The sequence below is a fragment of the Bacteroides sp. 1_1_14 genome (assembly GCF_000162515.1).
Classification (GTDB): Bacteria; Bacteroidota; Bacteroidia; order Bacteroidales; family Bacteroidaceae; genus Bacteroides; species Bacteroides thetaiotaomicron.
Window position 1 is genome coordinate 87,700 of record NZ_GG774709.1, and the last position, 18,656, is coordinate 106,355.

The following is an 18,656-nucleotide window of genomic DNA, read 5'->3' on the forward strand; positions in this document are numbered from 1 at the left end:
AACTGACTATGAAGAAATCTATATGTTTTCTTTTTCTTATAAAAATAGGAATTTGTTCCTTTTGTTTTTTCTTCCTGTCCTGTGAAGAAGAATTTAAAGTCGATATGCCTGATAATATAGCCAATGGAATTGTCTTTCGAGGACTTATCTCAAGTGGTCCTCCTCCTTACTTTTTTCAACTGACTAAGCCAGCTACTATGTCGGCGGAGAAGTATTACTATGAAGGGATTGAGGATGCCGAGATTGTGATAGAAGATGTTACAGCAGGAATTAAAGATACTCTCCAGTTACTAATTCCTCAAGAAGAAGAAGGCTCTTCTTATGTGGAATTGCATTATTACAATTACCGAACTCAGAAAATGGAATATGAGCCATTAGGTAATGGGCGGTATAGGGGACGTGGGGTATATATAACTACAAAAATTTATGGTATAGAAGGTCATACCTATACATTGGATATCTATTATAAGGGAGAACATCATACAGCCACAGAAACAATGATCCCTAAGACTGAAATAACCGATTTGAAAGTACAGAATTTTGATTTAGGAGAAGGAAAAACGGCATCTTGGGCTCCTATTATCAGTTTTGTCAATCAACCGGAGATCGAAAATTATTATCTGTTTCATGTAAAAGAATATTCTTCTTTGACATTCCCCGTTTCATCTATTCATTGGTTGTTTCGGGCTGATGAAAATTGGAGATATTCCATTCTGAGCGATGAACATTTGGCTGATACAGTAGTGGATCTTCTTGTGAGTGATGGAGAGGGGGTGAGAAATATTGCACCTGGGTCACATTATCCAGTCATTGGTGATTCTGTATTTATCACAATGGAAACAATATCCAAAGCATGCTACGATATTTATGATAAGGCTATTGAGCAACTTCGGACAGATGGAGGTGCATATACCCCTACTCCCACAAATGTGAAAAGTAATATTAGTGGTAACGTATGGGGGCTCTTCCGGGTAAGTGCTTATTCTGAGAAGGGAATGTTTGTAGATAGAAGGCATTAATATAATATTGCAATGAAGAAATCGGTTGTTTGCATATCATTGTTTGTGCTTTTGGGTTGTAGTTCTTTATCGGAACTATCTGCACAGACGTTGGTTGTGAGAGGTCGTGTCGTTGACGGGCAGACAGGAGAAGTATTGTCTGATGCCAATGTTTTCGACTATACTTCGGGTGTTGGAGTTTCAACAAATTCGTATGGAATGTATTCGATAAGTCTTGAAAAAGGGAAACGAATTATTCGGTGTTCTGTTTTGGGCTATGTTACGCAGACGGATACTTTGAATATAATCTCGGATAAGGTGTTAAACTTTGCACTTCAGCCGGGCGATTATCAACTAAAAGATGTGGAAGTAGTGGCAGACCGCAGACATACCGGTCAGTTTCGGTTAGGGCAGAAAGATATACAGGCATTGCCGACAGTAGGTGGTGAACCCGATTTGCTGAAGTCCCTGCAGTTCCTCCCTGGAGTTGCTAGTGGGAATGAAGGGGCAAATAATATTTCTGTGCGTGGTAGTAATCAATGGGGGAATTTAGTTCTGCTTGATGAGGCTGTCGTCTTTAATCCCAATCATGCTCTTTCATTCTTTTCTGCGTTCAACAACGATGCGGTGCAAAGCGTGAATTTGTATAAATCATATTTTCCGTTGAACTATGGTGGAAGAGCTTCTTCCGTTATTGACATACGTATGAAAGAGGGAAATAATAAGAAACATAAGAGAATGGCTACAGTCGGGTTGGTTGCTTCGAAGGTCATGTTTGAGGGACCACTGAAAAAGGATAAAAGTTCTTATTTGGTTGCTGGCAGATTTGCTTATCCCGGACTGACTTGCAGTTTATTGGGAAATAAGTTTGCACCAGATCCACAGATGTACTTCTACGATGTAAACGCAAAGATTAATACGATTATTGACGACCGTAACCGAATTTATTTCTCAGTGTATACAGGTGGCGACCATACTGTTTTTGACCGATTTGTGCGGGGATATGGAATGGATTGGGGAAATGCTACATCTACTTTCCGTTGGAATCATGTGCTGAACCATAAGACTTATACCAATCTGAGTGCTATTTTTAGTAATTACTACTATCGCTATAAAAATTATTCGGATGGGTTGCACTATTTGTGGAAGTCAAATATGCAATCTTATCAACTGAAGTACGATTTGGAGCATACTGCTTCCCGCAATCTGAAAATAAAAGCTGGAGGAGCGCTGCATTTTTTTACTACAAGACCGGGCAGCCTTGATAACTATGGAGGCTTCACTCATGTGGTCCCTTTTCAGATGGATCGGAGAAAAATGCTGGATGTTGGACTTTATGGAGAGATCGAATACCGGTTCGCTTCCCGTTTCCAATTGAATGGAGGGATTCGTTTGGCTGCACTTTATACCCCTTCGGGACCCGGTTACGAAGGAAAGACTTTCATCGTTCCCGAACCGAGAGCGGAACTTTCTTATGATCTGAATTATAATAACCGTTTGAATATATCTTTTAATCAAGCTTCGCAGAATTTGCACATGCTTTCAAACTCTTCTGTCGGTATTCCATCGGATATGTGGATTCCAGCTAATAAAAATTTGGAGCCTGAAGTTATGAGGCAGTTAGCTGTCGGATATGAGTGGAATAAGTTAGATCGCCAATATACATTCTCCATGGAAGCTTTTTATCGAAAGTCGGATCATATTATTGATTTTAAAGATGATGTGAATATCTTCATGAATAATTTGATTGAGAAGGAGGTGGAACAAGGAGAAGCCGAAAGTTATGGGGTGGAATTTTATCTATCCAAGAACAAAGGAGATTTAACGGGCTGGGCGAGCTATACACTTTCTCATGTCCGCAACCGACTGGCTAATATAAAGGATACGGAATATCGTCCAGTATACGACCGTCCCCATAATCTGAAACTGTTTCTGAACTATAATATCAATAAACGATGGTCGTTATCTTCTACTTTCTCTTATTGTTCGGGGATGAATCTGACTCTTCCGGTTGGTAAGTATGAATTTCAAGGAGCTCTTTTATATATCTATAGTTCGAGAAACGGCTATCGTGCACCTGCTTACCACCAATTGGACTTATCGGCAGCCTATCGTATGAAAAAAGGAACTCTTACTTGTTCGATTATTAATCTTTATAACAGGAAGAATGTATTTTCTATTTATGCGGGGCGTGGAGATGTGCATTATTCTATGGATGCTGCGAAGACATATAAAATCTACCTTTATGGCATAGTTCCGTCTATAACCTATAGCTTTGAATTCTAAAAAAACAAACCGAAACATAAATTGCACATTCATTTTGATATGTATATGATTTCTTTGTACTTTTGTACCCATTCATCCAGTAAACTTGCAAAAGACAATGAATCAGATACATTCCGTATGCGTATACAGCGCATCCAGCACTAAGATAGCCCCCGTATATTTTGAAGCAGCCGAAAAACTCGGCCGCCTGCTTGCCAAACAACATATCCGTCTGATAAACGGTGCCGGAAGCATCGGACTGATGCGCTCCGTAGCCGACGCAGTTCTGAAGAATGGCGGTGAGGTGACAGGTGTTATCCCCCACTTCATGGTCGAACAGAACTGGCATCACACAGGGTTGACGGAATTGATCGAAGTCACTTCCATGCACGAACGCAAGCAGAAGATGGCGAATCTGAGCGACGGCATCATTGCCTTGCCGGGCGGATGCGGCACTTTGGAAGAATTGCTTGAAATCATCACATGGAAACAGCTCGGACTGTATCTGAATCCGATTATCATTCTGAATATAAACGGCTTTTTTGATCCGCTGTTCCAAATGCTCGAACGGGCCATAGAGGAAAACTTCATGCGCCAGCAACACGGTGATATATGGAAAGTGGCACAAACACCGGAAGAAGCGGTGGAGTTACTTCAGATAACTCCCGTATGGGACGCTTCTATCCGTAAATTTGCAGCCATATGATAGCCGATATACTGAACTCCGGATTCGAGGGAATCCCTATCTCCTACTCTCCCCGTACGGATGATGTGATTGCCTTGACATTGCTTGCCTGCTTCTTTCTTTCCTCCATCGCTCTGGCTCGCGGAAAGAAGTTTCTCACCCAACAGGTGAAAGACTTTGTACTGCATCGCGAGCGGACAAGCATTTTTGATAGTTCTACGGCAGCCGATGTGCGCTATCTCCTCGTGCTGGTAGTGCAGACCTGTGTATTGACAGGTATCGTGTTCTTCAATTATTTTCATGATACATGTCCGATGCTGATGACCAAGGTCTCCCCTCTCCTGCTATTGGGGATTTATGTCGGCTTCTGCCTTGCCTATTTTTTACTGAAATGGTTACTTTATATGTTCCTCGGGTGGGTGTTTTTTGACAAAAACAAGACAAATATATGGTTGGAATCTTATTCTACGCTCATATATTACGTCGGCTTCGCCCTTTTTCCTTTTGTTCTATTCCTTGTTTATTTCGATCTGAATCTGACCAATTTAGTGATAATCGGACTAATTATTCTAATTTTTACTAAAATATTGATGTTTTATAAGTGGGTAAAGCTTTTTTTTTCATCAATTAAGTGCGGCTTTCCTATTAATTTTGTACTTTTGCGCTCTTGAAATCATACCCTGTCTGCTACTCTATCAGGGAATGATCCAGGTAAACAATGTATTGCTAATAAAAATTTAGGACGTTGAAAATTAAAAAAGTACTAGTTTCGCAGCCTAAGCCTGCGTCAGAGAAATCTCCCTATTACGACATAGCAGAGAAATATGGCGTAAAAATAGATTTCCGGCCGTTTATAAAGGTCGAGAGTCTTTCGGCGAAAGAATTCCGGCAACAGAAGGTTTCAATTCTTGATCACACTGCCGTTATATTCACTTCACGCCACGCAATCGATCACTTCTTTAATCTGTGTACGGAGCTGCGTGTGACTATTCCGGAAACAATGAAGTATTTCTGTGTCACAGAAGCGGTTGCATTGTACATTCAGAAGTATGTGCAATATCGCAAACGTAAAATCTTCTTCGGTGCTACCGGAAAGATTGAAGATTTGGTGCCATCTATCGTAAAGCATAAAACGGAGAAATATCTCGTCCCTATGTCGGACGTGCACAATGATGATGTGAAAAACCTGCTCGACAAGAATAACATACAGCATACAGAAGCTGTAATGTATCGCACTGTGAGCAATGACTTTACATCGGATGAGGAATTTGATTATGACATGCTCGTGTTCTTCAGCCCTGCCGGAGTGACTTCTTTGAAGAAGAACTTCCCGGACTTTGACCAGAAAGAGATCAGAATCGGTACCTTCGGGTCGACTACCGCGCAAGCTGTACGCGACGCCGGACTCCGTCTGGACCTTGAAGCACCGACTGTGCAGGCTCCGTCAATGACGGCTGCGCTTGATATGTTCATCAAGGAAAACAATAAATAAACAGCGTGAGCGTATATACTTTGCGTAAAGCCGAAAGGCTGAATAGTAAAATATTGATCGGAAAGATGTTCGAAGGCGGCCATTCCAAGTCGTTTTCCATCTTTCCGATACGCGTTGTATATATGCCCATAGAACAAGGTGAAGTGCCGGCAACGATACTTATCAGCGTATCGAAGCGGCGTTTCAAACGTGCTGTAAAGCGCAATCGGGTGAAGCGGCAGATACGCGAAGTCTACCGGAAGAACAAACAGCCACTGCTGGACGGTTTGCAAAACAAAGGGCAGCGTCTGGCAATCGCTTTTATCTATCTGTCGGACGAACTTGTAGCCACTGCCGAACTGGAAGAGAAAATGAAGACAGCGCTTTCGCGCATTTCTGAAAAGTTATCCTTATGAAACCCTGTGCTCACCGGGTGTCCGTCTGCTGGATGTCCCTGAAAAGTCTTGTGAGGAAGGTGTTTTCATTCTTACTGCTGATCCCTATCTATTTTTATCGGGTGTGTATTTCGCCCCTTACCCCTCCGTCTTGTCGGTTTACGCCCACCTGTTCGGCCTATGCGGTCGAAGCAATCAAGAAACACGGTCCCGTCAAAGGACTCTATCTGGCTGTCCGGCGCATCCTCAGATGTCATCCGTGGGGTGGTTCCGGTTACGATCCTGTGCCTTAAAAACGATTTACCCTAAAGAACGAGAGATATGGAGAATAACGCGAGTCATATTCTGGATATTCATACTCACAAGTCGGAGGATGCTTCCCACGGCAGGGCGATTATCAATTTTCCATTACCGGTGGATGATTCGCTGTGCCTGTCGGCTTCGGATGTCAGGACGGCAGGTAAAGAGGGATATTTCTATTCGGCCGGCATTCATCCCTGGAAACTGACGGAACGCAATGCGGAAGAGCAATTTGAGCTTCTGCAGCAGTTGCTTGTGAAAGAGCAGTTTGTGGCGGTAGGAGAGGCGGGGCTCGATAAACTGACAGCTGCTCCGATGGAGCTTCAGGTAAGGATGTTTGAGAAGCAGGTGGAATTGTCGGAGAAGTATCGGTTGCCACTGATTATTCATTGTGTGAAGGCGATGGATGAGTTGCTGGCGGTGAGGAAGAAACTGAATCCGGCTCAGTCCTGGATTTGGCACGGCTTTCGCGGGAAACCGCAGCAGGCAGGGCAACTGATAAAGAACGGCATTTATCTTTCTTTCGGTGTGCACTATCCGGAGGAAACAGTGAAGGGAGTGCCTGTCGGTCACCTGTTTCTGGAGACGGATGACAGTCCGGTCGACATTGAAGAAGTGCTGAAGCAGGTGGCGAAAGCACGAAGCACGGATGCGGAAGAGCTGCGGCAGGCGATTCGGGAAAATATTCAAAAAGTCTTTTTTAGGCGTTAAGAGTTGTATCTTCCGAGAAAGAGTCGTACTTTTGTCGCACATGGAATTGAAAGACAATAAAAACCTAATAAAAAGAGTAATACGATGAATTTTGTAGAAGAATTGAGATGGCGTGGCATGCTGCAGGACATCATGCCGGGAACGGAAGAGTTGTTAAACAAAGAGCAGGTGACTGCCTATTTGGGTATCGACCCGACTGCCGATTCGCTACACATTGGTCACCTTTGTGGAGTGATGATCCTTCGTCATTTACAACGCTGCGGCCATAAGCCGCTGGCACTCATCGGTGGCGCTACAGGTATGATTGGAGACCCTTCCGGAAAATCGGCAGAACGTAACCTGCTGAACGAGGAAACATTGCGTCACAATCAGGCGTGTATCAAAAAACAGCTTGCCAAGTTTCTCGACTTCGAGTCGGATGTGCCTAACCGTGCTGAATTAGTGAACAATTATGACTGGATGAAAGAGTTTTCTTTCCTTGACTTTGTTCGCGAAGTAGGTAAGCATATCACTGTAAACTATATGATGGCAAAGGATTCTGTAAAGCGTCGCCTCAACGGAGAAGCACGTGACGGACTGTCATTCACCGAATTTACTTATCAGCTGCTTCAAGGCTACGATTTCCTTCATCTGTATGAAACTAAAGGATGTAAACTTCAGATGGGCGGTTCCGACCAGTGGGGCAATATCACTACCGGAGCAGAACTGATCCGCCGTACCAATGGGGGAGAGGTGTTCGCGCTGACTTGCCCGCTGATTACAAAGGCTGACGGTGGTAAGTTTGGTAAAACTGAATCTGGAAATATCTGGTTGGACCCTCGTTATACTTCTCCCTATAAGTTCTACCAGTTCTGGCTGAACGTAAGCGACTCTGATGCAGAACGCTATATCAAGATTTTCACTTCGATCGAGAAGGAAGAAATCGAAGCATTAGTGGCCGAGCACCAGCAGGCTCCGCACTTGCGTGCTTTGCAGAAACGTCTGGCCAAGGAAGTGACTATCATGGTTCACTCCGAAGAAGATTACAATGCAGCGGTAGATGCGTCTAATATCCTGTTCGGTAACGCTACTTCCGAGTCATTGCGCAAGTTGGACGAAGATACGTTGCTGGCTGTATTCGAAGGCGTACCCCAGTTTGAAATCTCTCGTGACGCCTTGGCGGAAGGAGTGAAGGCTGTTGATCTGTTTGTCGATAATGCGGCTGTATTTGCTTCGAAAGGCGAAATGCGTAAGTTGGTTCAAGGCGGTGGCGTATCATTGAATAAAGAAAAACTGGAAGCTTTTGACCAGGTTATTACGACTGCCGATCTGCTTGACGGGAAATATCTGCTTGTTCAGCGTGGTAAAAAGAACTATTTTCTGCTGATCGCGAAGTAAAAATCAGCGATTTGCAAGGTGGCAAAGTAAAAAAGTAATCGAAATATTTGGAGGTTTGCTTGCAAACCTCTATCTTTGCACCGCTTTTTAACAGAAAGCGCATATGTTTGTCCTATGGTGTAATGGTAGCACAACAGTTTTTGGTTCTGTTTGTCTAAGTTCGAATCTTGGTAGGACAACCAAAAGGAAGCTCTGATAATCATTGATTATTGGAGCTTCCTTTTTTTATATCGTTTTGTATCATTGAAAATAGTCGTCAAACTCCTTCAAAACGTATTATAGTTCGTTAAAAAGATGTACATTGCATCAATTCTGGACATTTTTGGTGGATAATTGGAACAAAATTGCAAGGTTAACCCGTTTTCTTTTACTATTTTTGCATCGTGTACGTAAACGATGTGCATTTGAGAAAGAGAGCTTATTCAATAACTATAAATAAATAAGGTATGAAAACGAACTATGAAATTCGCTATGCTGCGCATCCCGAGGATGCAAAAAGTTATGATACTGCAAGAATCCGTCGCGATTTCTTAATCGAAAAAATATTTGTTCCCAACGAAGTGAATATGGTGTACTCCATGTACGACCGTATGGTTGTAGGCGGCGCGCTTCCGGTAGGAGAGGTGCTGACACTCGAAGCGATCGACCCGCTGAAGGCTCCGTTCTTCCTGACCCGTCGCGAAATGGGTATTTACAATGTAGGCGGACCGGGCGTAGTGAAAGCCGGAGATGCGGTTTTCGAACTTGACTATAAAGAAGCCCTCTACCTTGGTTCGGGCGACCGTGTGGTGACGTTCGAAAGCAAAGACGCTTCCAATCCTGCCAAATTCTATTTCAACTCACTGACCGCACACCGCAACTATCCCGACCGTAAAGTGACGAAAGCGGATGCCGTAGTGGCTGAAATGGGCTCGTTGGAAGGTTCCAACCACCGTAACATCAATAAGATGCTGGTCAATCAGGTATTGCCTACCTGTCAGCTGCAGATGGGTATGACGGAACTTGCTCCGGGAAGCGTATGGAACACGATGCCTGCCCACGTGCACAGCCGTCGTATGGAAGCTTACTTCTACTTCGAAATCCCCGAAGAGCACGCTATCTGCCACTTTATGGGTGAGGTGGACGAAACTCGTCACGTATGGATGAAGGGCGATCAGGCTGTTCTGTCTCCCGAATGGTCGATCCACTCGGCTGCGGCTACCCACAACTATACCTTTATCTGGGGTATGGGCGGTGAAAACCTCGATTATGGCGATCAGGACTTCTCATTAATTACAGATTTAAAATAAACAACTACAATAGTTTTCATCATTTAATAACAAAAAATTATGAATCAGTATTTGAATTTTTCTTTGAAAGGTAAAGTAGCTCTCGTTACAGGTGCTTCTTACGGTATCGGTTTTGCAATTGCTTCTGCTTACGCAGAACAAGGCGCTACTGTATGTTTTAACGACATCAACCAGGAGTTGGTAGACAAAGGCATGGCTGCCTATGCTGAAAAGGGAATTAAAGCTCACGGTTATGTATGCGACGTAACAGACGAACCGGCTGTTCAGGCAATGGTTGCTACTATCGAGAAAGAAGTAGGTACGATTGATATCCTTGTTAATAACGCCGGTATTATCCGCCGTGTTCCTATGCACGAAATGGAAGCTGCTGACTTCCGTCGTGTGATTGATATCGACTTGAACGCTCCGTTCATCGTTTCTAAGGCTGTGTTGCCTGCCATGATGAAGAAGCGTGCCGGTAAAATCATCAACATCTGCTCTATGATGTCTGAGCTGGGTCGTGAAACTGTATCGGCTTACGCTGCTGCCAAAGGCGGTCTGAAGATGCTGACTCGCAATATCTGCTCTGAATATGGTGAATACAACATTCAGTGTAACGGCATCGGCCCGGGTTATATCGCTACTCCGCAAACTGCTCCTCTTCGTGAGAAACAAGCAGACGGAAGCCGTCACCCGTTCGATTCATTCATCTGCGCCAAGACTCCTGCCGGTCGTTGGTTGGATCCGGAAGAACTGACTGGTCCTGCCGTATTCCTGGCTTCTGAGGCTTCTAACGCTGTTAACGGCCATGTTCTTTACGTAGACGGTGGTATCCTGGCTTATATCGGAAAACAGCCGAAATAACGATAACAAGAGATTATTATAAGGTGATAGGGTGGTAAGGAGATTCTTTACCGCCTGTCACCTTATCGTTTTTCTGTTGAATAGTTTACGGTTTACATTTATCCCCTTTCGTTTTTTTACCTGATTCTATCCCCTTATTTGTTGTGTATAATATGAAGAAGATATTTATTTTGGCTGCTATTGCCCTGATGGGTTTTGCCTCTTGTGCTGACAGCAAGCAGTCAATGACGGTTACAGTGACCAATCCTCTGGCGTTGGAGCGCACAGGTGAAATGGTTGAAGTTCCGATGAGTGACGTTACAGCCAAGCTGCAGCTGGCTGATACGGCTCAGATCGTAGTGCTTGGTGAAGATGGCCAGCAAGTACCTTATCAAGTAACGTATGACGAGAAAGTGGTTTTCCCGGCTACGGTGAAAGCAAATGGCACAGCCACTTATACTATCCAATCCGGTACTCCCGACCCGTATAATGTAATTGCCTGCGGCCGCTATTATCCCGAACGTCTGGACGACGTGGCATGGGAGAATGACCTGGGCGGATACCGTGCCTATGGCCCTGCCTTGCAGAAGCGTGGTGAACGTGGTTTCGGCTACGACCTCTTTACGAAGTATAACACTACGGAACCGATTCTTGAAAGCCTTTACGCTGAAGAACTGGATAAGGAAAAGCGTGCCAGAATTGCCGAACTGAAAAAGACAGACCCTAAAGCGGCTGCCGAACTGCAAAATGCCATCTCTTATCACATTGACCACGGCTACGGGATGGATTGTTATGCCGTAGGTCCTACGCTGGGCTGCGGTACAGCCGCTCTGATGGCGGGTGATACGATTATCTATCCTTATTGCTATCGGACACAGGAAATCCTTGATAATGGCCCGCTGCGTTTCACAGTGAAGCTGGAATTTAATCCGTTGACTGTTCGTGGCGACTCTAACGTGGTGGAGACGCGTGTCATCACATTGGATGCTGGTTCTTACCTGAATAAAACCGTTGTTTCGTATACTAACCTGAAAGAAGCGATGCCTGTGACTACCGGAATCGTTCTTCGTGAACCGGACGGTGTGGTTACAGCAGACGCTGCAAACGGCTATATCACCTATGTAGACCCTACAACCGACAGAAGCGGGGGTAACGGTAAGATATTTATCGGCGCTGCATTTCCTTCACTGGTAAAAGAGGCAAAGACGGTTCTTTTCCCGGAAAAGGAGAAGAAGGAGCTACGCGGTGGAGCTGACGGTCATGTATTGGCAATCAGCGAGTATGAACCGGGCTCGGAATATACTTATTACTGGGGTTCTGCCTGGGATAAGGCTGCTATCAAGACGGTTGATGCGTGGAATGCGTATATGGCTGAGTATGCGCAGAAGGTGCGTACACCGTTGACGGTGACTTACTAAGACGGTAGTTAATAAACTCTGGTACAAGCATTCTAATATGTCACGACAGGTCTTAATATCTGACTTCTCAGGTATTAATACTTGTCGCGTCAGTTATTAATACCTGAGAAGTCAAGTATTAATAGCTGATAACCCAGTTATATAAGGCTCTCCTTATTTCATTCGAAAGGCTGAAATAAGGGGAGTTTTATTGTCGGGTAGAATATGGGTATAACAAGAAAAACGGTTTTATAAGAGATTTCCTAGTGTGAGTACTATATAAACGAATAATGCAGTACTTAAAATGTATATCCTATCACTCCTGACCATCCATTAACGAGGGCTGATTTTTCCATCATGTCTCTTAAGCCTTTGAATTGAGCGCGTATGCATATCATTTGTTTGTTTTTCCGCGAAAGTTTGAAGTTTACTCCCGCATTGGCGTAATAGCCAGGGTAGACACCATCCAGCCATCTCTCGCTCTTATCATTTATCTTTATCTTGGCATTGATCATTCCACTGAAGTCTGCTCCAAGCTCAACAAATGGTCGCGCCATTCCTTTCGGATAGGTATAGCGTATTCCTAACTTACCCGAAAACATTGTTCCGCTATGTTTAAATATAGTGGATGAATTTTCATTATTCAATGATCTTGCAGAGGATGTTATGCGGGAAAAAGACACATCAAAACAACCACTGAGCGAACTCATCCACCGTCTATTGCTGATAGCTAAAGTGACTCCTGCCAGGTAAGATAGTTCGGGTGAGCTATAGAGCCCGATCGGACTACCCGATGGTACATTATATTGAATAACTCCTACATAAGGAGTTATATCTAACTGTATTGAACGTTTATCTTCTTTTGCTTCAAATTCAATGCAATCTTCATTGCTGGTACACATTGCATAATGATATTCTTTTGTGATTTTTATTATCTCCTTTCGGCTGAAACGGGCCCGGTCTATTTGGGGAGCCAGGCTTGGGCAGTCTTTGAATGCGTAATGAAGAAGGGGAATATATCGGTCAGTCTGGCCTTTAAACTGTATATTGGTAGCCTGCTTGGACAGTTTGGGCGCATCTATTTTTACAAGGGTATTATTATCTTCAACAAAATAGATTGGTATGTTATCTTCTGTCTCATAGTAGTACAAGCTTTTCATTCCTTGTAGCAAATATTCGAGAAAGACGGGGGTAGAGACACCGTATTTCAATTCTATGTTCTTGGAGACATAGTATTTACCGTCGTCTGTAAAACGGTATCCCAAGATTTCGAAAGGATGATAGGTTACTGGTTCGGTATCATTACCTTGTGATTGAAAGACGCAGCGTTTAGCATTCATCTTATCTGTACGGTAGTCGATTTCTCCATATATTGTGTCTTTCTGAACAGTGATGATAAATCCCGGACGATAGTTGTTTTGTGCGTAAAGTACAGGGATTAATAGTAGGCATGTCTTTAAACATATTAGTCGGAAAAGAATCATTTTCATATGTGTGATTGTTGGTTTAACTTTTTTGTGTGTCCGAAAGATACGAATTAATTTAATAATAACATCATCTTTTGTATTGCTTTTTATATGGAAAAGGATAATGTAAAGGGTGTCCAATGTTGAACACCCTTTATATGAATAATTAATGTAAAGCTAAATCTTATACATGTTAGAGAGACAGACTTAGCTAAGCACGCTTGCCGTCTTATTTGCTTAGTGTAAGAGCGTTGAATTTCTCCAACCATCCTGCACTTCCTGTTCCCGCAGCACCGGAGAATGCCCAGTAGGCAATGCCATTGACTACGTCTCCATCCCAGGAACCATTATCACCAAATACCAATGCAAATTTGCCATTGATGGATGACGGATAAGCAACATATTGCGTTGACATATCCCAACTGACATATCCACCTTCAGACAATGTTACTGTATAGATGTTATATCTCCCAGCGTATGTTCCTAAATTAAGACCTCCCATTGTGAGTAAGGCCTCTCCATTATAGATTAACGGTAGGTCAAAGAAATTGGAAATACCTGACAAGTAGAAGATGGTAGGTTCCTCTTCATCCTGAACTACTTCTATTTCTCCAGCTAGAGTACTATCATCTCCATCAACAAAGGATACTCTCCATTTGCCTGCGATGTCTTTCAATTCATACTCTCCAAGATGATAGTAAATCGTTTTTTTACCTGCGGTAACTTTAACTGCCGCTCCTCGTGGGGTTTTATCAGCACTCGCAGCAACATTAAATGTTATAGTTCTGTTTTCTTCGTCAAGTGTGTATGATAACCAACTTTGGGCTTCGGCGGGTACTTCTATTGAATAAGATGCTGTGGTTGAGAAAGATACTGTAGCAGAACCACCGGCATAAGTAAAAGCATGCCCCAATTCTGATTTATTATACAGAATAACACAGCCACCCTGTGAAACAGGAACCAAAGTGGATGCTTCACCATCTGTTATGGTTACTGCTGCCGTACGTCCGGACATATCATTATTTTCAATGACAGAAACATTTATAATATCTCCATTCACGCTTACGGTACACCAATCTTTATTGGAGGTAGCAGTAATTTCACTTATTGCGTTAACTTTTATTGTACCGGTTCCTCCAGCAGATTCAAATGTGACATTTGAGCTAACAATCTGCAAAGAAGATGTTTCTTTATCGTCGTCGTTACTACATGAGAAGACGAATACGCATAATAATAATGCAAATATGCTTGTTATTTTCTTCATAATATGCTGTTTGTTAATTAATCAACTTTTATCAATGTTACATCTTGGAACATTGTAGAGAATCCATACCAACCGTCTGTTTTTTGATATACCAGCAACATAAGGGTGCAAATAGGATTGTTTACATAAGTGAACTTAATTGTAAGCGGATCTGTATTTGCAATACGTCCTTGGAATACAGCTGAGTCATCTGCATAGAAATTGCCTCCGGGAATTCCTGGATATAATAATACGTTGTAACCTTGATATACGCCAACTGTCTGAGAAGGTACATCAATACAGTCTGTTGTCATATTATAGTTATAGACAAATTCAATAGGAGTACCACTCAAAGCAAAATTCATTGCAAATGATTTTCCTATCATTTTTTGTTTGAGCTCAAGTTGTATACGTTGCCCATTTGCTAATTGTAGTATATAGTTGCCTAAATAGTTGAGATATCCTTCCGGACAATAGAATTCTATTTTTGCATCTACACCTGTATCTGTACAAATATATGTAAGGTTTTCATTATCCCATTTGAAGTTGTTTATTTCTACTCCATTAACTACTAATGGTTCATACATTTTAATGCCTTCCTCTGTATATATGAACGGATATAGACTTACGGTTGTTTCACCGGTTTCGTCTACTTTGGTAACTGAGAAGGCATGCTCTTCCTGTCCCATTTTAGTTATTTCCTGACCATTCACAATTAACTTATAGGTTACATATGAAGCCTGTGAAACGACATTGGCAATATTGGTCAGTTTCTCTTGCCAATTTGTTTCAGCAGGCAGAGGTGTCATGATCAACGTTACTCCATGTTTTTTCCCAGTCAGTACGATCTTTTCTTTTGAAACGCTTCTGAAGACGAACTCATAATCTCCGGCATATCCTGGTGAATTATAACCACTCGGTTCACAGAATTCGTGAATTAATTCATTGTATGAATCAAAACTTAATTCTGTTCCCTGGTATGATTCAACTTTATACAAGGAAGTAGATTCTTCTCCAATTTCGTAATTATCTGTAGCGAAATCTGCAGCCATAATTACATTATTGCCATCAAATCGTGCCAAAACATTGAAGCCACCATATTCTCCGTCTTCTCCTGTATAATACTCGAGTAACCACCCATTGGCTGCGCCCTTTAAAATCTCCTGACATTCGTTGACGGAGGCTATAGCCCGTTGTGCAGAAGATTCATCAAAGATATCATCTTCATTAAACAGACACGATTGCATCATCAGGCAAACGCAAGTCAGTAAGCCATATATTTTAATCTTTCTCATATCCTACAATTATTAAAGCGTACTTAAATCTAATTCGGTAATTTCACTTTGCCGGCGCAAAACAATTTCGCGCAATTTGTCTAAATCAAGTCCCCAGGAATTGAGCATGTAATCAAATACAATCTCAAATTTCTTTTCTATGATCGGTCTTCCTGTTGTGCCGGCACTTGCTAGCATATCTTCCCAAGTACTAGCGTCATTGGTGACATAAATAGCAACCATCTCCGCAAAATCTTCCGTAGCACGGTCCATTGCATAAGGAGAGATAAATCCTTTTTGCAGAGCAACCGACTCAGATACCCTATACCAGCTTGAACCTACGTAGTCGGATTCCGATATACGATCGTATGATGTATCATAGGCTTTTTTCTGATTAAGAATATGTGTAAATTCATGATGCATTGTCTTGAAATAGTACTCATTTAATTGAGCTACACTGAGATTGTTTTTATCTATTTCATTTACACGAAACAGGGTTACTTTCATTCCTCCTTCGGCTTGTCCGAGGATCATACCTGACTCGGTATAAGCAACATTTCCAATGAATTGGAGTAGTTTAGGGACATACGTACGGGTCATGTCAATTCCCCATATTTCGTCATAAGCTTCCATCCATACAAATTTTACAATCTTAGCCAATGTAATTGCGTTGTCATACTTGGCTGGAACCAGATGATATTCTACATCCGTTTCATTGTCATCCAGACGATATTTCACCTGGATATTATAAGTGTAAACATAGTTGTCAAGTAGCCATTTGTCAAACTCGTTGGGCTCATAAACTTCAGTAGGATCAAATATACTGCGTTTGGTATCAATATCATCTTTATTACATGAGCCTAAAAAAACGGCTATAGTAACGATCAATGTATATATTATATATTTTTTCATAACTTATCGATTTTTATTTAGTTCTAGGGTTTGGTTTTAATCCGGCTGAAATAACATCGCTCGGTATCTGTATTGCTCGACGAGGATCATTGGGTTCCAGCTTATCTGTGACGGTAATAGTACCATTATCATTCATTAAACGACGATAGATAGTAATACCGTAGCGTTTAATATCCTGCCAGCGTAACCCTTCATGTAAAGTTGTTAAACGTCGTGCATGAAGTATGCAGTGGATTACATTTTCCTGTGTTTCATTTGTTATAGTAAAGTCGGGATTCAATTTTTTCTTAACTGTAGATTCAGTAGGAGTGTAATATTCCATGCTTCCGTAGAAATCGTTTATAGATTCTGTGGTAAGCGGGGTAGTAGAACGTGTGTATGCTTCTCGCCATATATTTAAATCAGCAATTGCCTGTGGATACATTTCTTTCATCGCATAAGCTTCTGCACGACAGAGTAATGTTTCATCTGTAGTAAATGCTGCATTGATCATGTGTCCGTTGATTGTTCCGGCTACTGCGTCAACCACTTCTTTATATTGAGTTATTTTCATAACAACGATTTTGGTCGGCAGTGCACTTGAGTTGCTCCAAACACCCATGTAATAGTCACTTCCCCAAGGACCAACAGAATTGCATGTCTCATTGCCTACTTTCGGTCCATGGGCGTATCTTTCGCCTAGTCCATAAGGTGCATGAACATATCCCCAATAAGAACCTGCACTGACCAATAATAAGTTAGCGCCATTCGTTGCATCTACATAAGCATTTGGCTGAACACTGCCATTTATGTCTAGTGCACCCAAAGATTTCCAGTCGCGTACAGAGGTGGCTGGATTGCTTCCTAATACTTTTGTTGCGTAATCGATCACCTTAGTATAATTGGATTTATCCGATTTTACATAGTACAAGTAAAAGCGTGCAGCAAAAGCTTGAGCTGCTTTCTTTGTAAAGTGATATTTGGGGACTGCATAAATATCAGTAACCAGATCTAGACCTTCCAATAGATCTTTCTCAATATTTTGGTATACCTCCTCTAGAGTTCCGCGTTGATAATCAGGGCTTACGGTTGTCTCTATCGTTTTCATGTAGGGGATACCCAAGTCTGAACTTGCTTGGCTGCTATAAGCGTTACAAAATATATTGGCAAGTAAAAAATGAGCATAGGCGCGACATACTAGGGCTTCTCCCTTTTCAGCGCTAAGAGAAGCTGGATTTCCTGCGTCTTCAATCACTTTCAAAACCTCGTTGCAGGCAGAGATTGCCATATAGCAAGATTCCCAAAGTGCATGGGGAGAGTCCTGATCTTGTTCTGCAGAGTCTGCCCACTTATAGAGATCTTCTTGCAAACGGTTGAAAGAAGAAAAGCGATTCGGATAAGCATCAGTATTGTCTGATGACATTTCCCCCATCTCACAGATTGCTGTAGTAGGATAGGCGGAAAGTAATATTTTGCCAACATTGTTTTCATTCAGCTCGGTACGATTGTCGGGAAGCTCATCTAAGAAATTAGAACACGATGAGAGCCCTATTGCGAGCGCGGCCACACTGGCCATTATTATGTATTTCTTCATATTCGTTCTTATTTTAAATTATAACCCCAGTCTTAAAGTAATAGTAAATTGGCGGGGAACCGGTGAGGCAACACCACCTGCATTAAAGAATTCCGGGTCCTGACCATTTAGCTTATCATCCGCATAGATTAAGAAAAGGTTGGTGGCTTGGACTTTCAGCGAGAGGTCTGTTAACTTCAATGGGTTGATCCATGCTTTGGGGAAGTCATAAGCCAGTGAGATTTCTTTCAGACGGATAAAATCCCCCTTTGCAATGCGTTCTGTTGAATAATTGTAAGCGTTGTAGGCATACTTCAAGTCTTCATTGCTGTCGTACATACGTTTGCTCAAAATAGCAGGAACATTAGTCTTTGCTTCGTCTCCGGGGAGTGTCCATCGATTTTTAAATTCACGAGTCATTGCCGTTAGATCCGAATAATATGCTTTGAATACGGGATTTAAACGGATAACATTTCCAAATGAATAAGTGATAAATAAA

Annotated in this window: 16 protein-coding genes, 1 tRNA gene and 2 pseudogenes; 13 read left to right on the plus strand and 6 right to left on the minus strand. The window is 42.3% G+C overall.

Annotated features, from left to right (window positions below; genetic code table 11):
• Window positions 1–8: 8 nt before the first annotated feature.
• The 13 genes and pseudogenes from HMPREF9007_RS06280 (at window position 9) to HMPREF9007_RS06220 (ending at window position 11,731) form a co-directional block, all read left to right on the plus strand.
• The gene (locus HMPREF9007_RS06280; protein ID WP_008762831.1) at window positions 9–1,019 is read left to right on the plus strand and encodes a DUF4249 family protein; all 1,011 of its coding nucleotides are present in this window, start codon (window positions 9–11) and stop codon (window positions 1,017–1,019) included.
• Between the two features lie 12 nt (window positions 1,020–1,031).
• Complete coding sequence (locus HMPREF9007_RS06275; RefSeq protein WP_008762832.1) at window positions 1,032–3,284, plus strand: carboxypeptidase-like regulatory domain-containing protein; 2,253 nt, start codon at window positions 1,032–1,034, stop codon at window positions 3,282–3,284.
• Between the two features lie 97 nt (window positions 3,285–3,381).
• The gene (locus HMPREF9007_RS06270) at window positions 3,382–3,969 is read left to right on the plus strand and encodes a TIGR00730 family Rossman fold protein (RefSeq protein WP_008762833.1); all 588 of its coding nucleotides are present in this window, start codon (window positions 3,382–3,384) and stop codon (window positions 3,967–3,969) included.
• Window positions 3,966–4,689: pseudogene (locus HMPREF9007_RS06265) on the plus strand (DUF4271 domain-containing protein). The gene HMPREF9007_RS06270 and the pseudogene HMPREF9007_RS06265 overlap by 4 nt, the downstream one beginning before the upstream one ends.
• A 4-nt stretch (window positions 4,690–4,693) precedes the next feature.
• A complete protein-coding gene (locus HMPREF9007_RS06260) occupies window positions 4,694–5,440 on the plus strand; it encodes a uroporphyrinogen-III synthase (RefSeq protein ID WP_008762834.1) in 747 nt (248 codons plus the stop codon).
• Window positions 5,441–5,445: 5 nt separating this feature from the next.
• The gene (rnpA, locus tag HMPREF9007_RS06255; protein ID WP_008762835.1) at window positions 5,446–5,835 is read left to right on the plus strand and encodes a ribonuclease P protein component; all 390 of its coding nucleotides are present in this window, start codon (window positions 5,446–5,448) and stop codon (window positions 5,833–5,835) included.
• Window positions 5,836–5,885: 50 nt separating this feature from the next.
• The gene (gene yidD / locus HMPREF9007_RS06250; protein ID WP_032814320.1) at window positions 5,886–6,107 is read left to right on the plus strand and encodes a membrane protein insertion efficiency factor YidD; all 222 of its coding nucleotides are present in this window, start codon (window positions 5,886–5,888) and stop codon (window positions 6,105–6,107) included.
• A gap of 28 nt (window positions 6,108–6,135) precedes the next feature.
• Entirely contained in the window at window positions 6,136–6,825 is a 690-nt protein-coding gene (locus HMPREF9007_RS06245) for a TatD family hydrolase (RefSeq protein WP_008762837.1), read from the plus strand.
• Between the two features lie 84 nt (window positions 6,826–6,909).
• Window positions 6,910–8,202, plus strand: a complete 1,293-nt coding sequence (gene tyrS / locus HMPREF9007_RS06240) for a tyrosine--tRNA ligase (RefSeq protein WP_008762838.1) — start codon at window positions 6,910–6,912, stop codon at window positions 8,200–8,202.
• Window positions 8,203–8,310: 108 nt separating this feature from the next.
• Window positions 8,311–8,384: transfer RNA gene (locus tag HMPREF9007_RS06235), tRNA-Gln, on the plus strand.
• 264 nt (window positions 8,385–8,648) lie between these two features.
• Window positions 8,649–9,491: a 5-dehydro-4-deoxy-D-glucuronate isomerase gene (gene kduI, locus HMPREF9007_RS06230; protein WP_008762839.1), complete on the plus strand. Its 843-nt coding sequence runs from the start codon at window positions 8,649–8,651 to the stop codon at window positions 9,489–9,491.
• Window positions 9,492–9,530: 39 nt separating this feature from the next.
• Window positions 9,531–10,334, plus strand: a complete 804-nt coding sequence (locus tag HMPREF9007_RS06225) for a gluconate 5-dehydrogenase (protein WP_008762840.1) — start codon at window positions 9,531–9,533, stop codon at window positions 10,332–10,334.
• Between the two features lie 152 nt (window positions 10,335–10,486).
• Window positions 10,487–11,731, plus strand: a complete 1,245-nt coding sequence (locus tag HMPREF9007_RS06220) for a DUF4861 domain-containing protein (RefSeq protein WP_008762841.1) — start codon at window positions 10,487–10,489, stop codon at window positions 11,729–11,731.
• 278 nt (window positions 11,732–12,009) lie between these two features.
• Here the strand turns inward: HMPREF9007_RS06220 and HMPREF9007_RS06215 are convergent, their stop codons facing one another.
• The 6 genes and pseudogenes from HMPREF9007_RS06215 to HMPREF9007_RS06190 all read right to left on the minus strand — a co-directional run.
• Window positions 12,010–13,200, minus strand: a complete 1,191-nt coding sequence (locus HMPREF9007_RS06215) for a hypothetical protein (RefSeq protein WP_008762842.1) — start codon at window positions 13,198–13,200, stop codon at window positions 12,010–12,012.
• Window positions 13,201–13,405: 205 nt separating this feature from the next.
• Window positions 13,406–14,440 carry a BACON domain-containing carbohydrate-binding protein gene (locus HMPREF9007_RS06210; protein ID WP_008762843.1) on the minus strand — a complete coding sequence of 345 codons (1,035 nt, stop codon included), beginning with the start codon at window positions 14,438–14,440 and terminating at the stop codon, window positions 13,406–13,408.
• 17 nt (window positions 14,441–14,457) lie between these two features.
• Window positions 14,458–15,714 (minus strand): DUF4302 domain-containing protein, encoded by a 1,257-nt coding sequence (locus tag HMPREF9007_RS06205; protein ID WP_008762844.1) that lies wholly within the window; start codon window positions 15,712–15,714, stop codon window positions 14,458–14,460.
• 12 nt (window positions 15,715–15,726) lie between these two features.
• On the minus strand, window positions 15,727–16,605 hold the full coding sequence (locus HMPREF9007_RS06200; protein ID WP_008762845.1) for a putative zinc-binding metallopeptidase: 879 nt from the start codon (window positions 16,603–16,605) through the stop codon (window positions 15,727–15,729).
• Between the two features lie 13 nt (window positions 16,606–16,618).
• A complete protein-coding gene (locus HMPREF9007_RS06195; RefSeq protein ID WP_008762846.1) occupies window positions 16,619–18,178 on the minus strand; it encodes a RagB/SusD family nutrient uptake outer membrane protein in 1,560 nt (519 codons plus the stop codon).
• A gap of 18 nt (window positions 18,179–18,196) precedes the next feature.
• Window positions 18,197–18,656: pseudogene (locus tag HMPREF9007_RS06190) on the minus strand (SusC/RagA family protein); the annotation flags it as partial.

What these genes read in the sequence shown, in the direction of transcription:
- HMPREF9007_RS06225 (WP_008762840.1), top strand. Translation starts at nt 9,531, where the DNA reads ATGAATCAGTATTTGAATTTTTCTTTGAAAGGTAAAGTAGCTCTCGTT.
- HMPREF9007_RS06275 (WP_008762832.1), top strand. Translation starts at nt 1,032, where the DNA reads ATGAAGAAATCGGTTGTTTGCATATCATTGTTTGTGCTTTTGGGTTGT.
- HMPREF9007_RS06210 (WP_008762843.1), bottom strand. Translation starts at nt 14,440, where the DNA reads ATGAAGAAAATAACAAGCATATTTGCATTATTATTATGCGTATTCGTC.
- tyrS (WP_008762838.1), top strand. Translation starts at nt 6,910, where the DNA reads ATGAATTTTGTAGAAGAATTGAGATGGCGTGGCATGCTGCAGGACATC.
- HMPREF9007_RS06215 (WP_008762842.1), bottom strand. Translation starts at nt 13,200, where the DNA reads ATGAAAATGATTCTTTTCCGACTAATATGTTTAAAGACATGCCTACTA.
- HMPREF9007_RS06200 (WP_008762845.1), bottom strand. Translation starts at nt 16,605, where the DNA reads ATGAAAAAATATATAATATATACATTGATCGTTACTATAGCCGTTTTT.
- HMPREF9007_RS06195 (WP_008762846.1), bottom strand. Translation starts at nt 18,178, where the DNA reads ATGAAGAAATACATAATAATGGCCAGTGTGGCCGCGCTCGCAATAGGG.
- HMPREF9007_RS06270 (WP_008762833.1), top strand. Translation starts at nt 3,382, where the DNA reads ATGAATCAGATACATTCCGTATGCGTATACAGCGCATCCAGCACTAAG.
- HMPREF9007_RS06205 (WP_008762844.1), bottom strand. Translation starts at nt 15,714, where the DNA reads ATGAGAAAGATTAAAATATATGGCTTACTGACTTGCGTTTGCCTGATG.
- kduI (WP_008762839.1), top strand. Translation starts at nt 8,649, where the DNA reads ATGAAAACGAACTATGAAATTCGCTATGCTGCGCATCCCGAGGATGCA.
- HMPREF9007_RS06280 (WP_008762831.1), top strand. Translation starts at nt 9, where the DNA reads ATGAAGAAATCTATATGTTTTCTTTTTCTTATAAAAATAGGAATTTGT.
- HMPREF9007_RS06245 (WP_008762837.1), top strand. Translation starts at nt 6,136, where the DNA reads ATGGAGAATAACGCGAGTCATATTCTGGATATTCATACTCACAAGTCG.
- HMPREF9007_RS06220 (WP_008762841.1), top strand. Translation starts at nt 10,487, where the DNA reads ATGAAGAAGATATTTATTTTGGCTGCTATTGCCCTGATGGGTTTTGCC.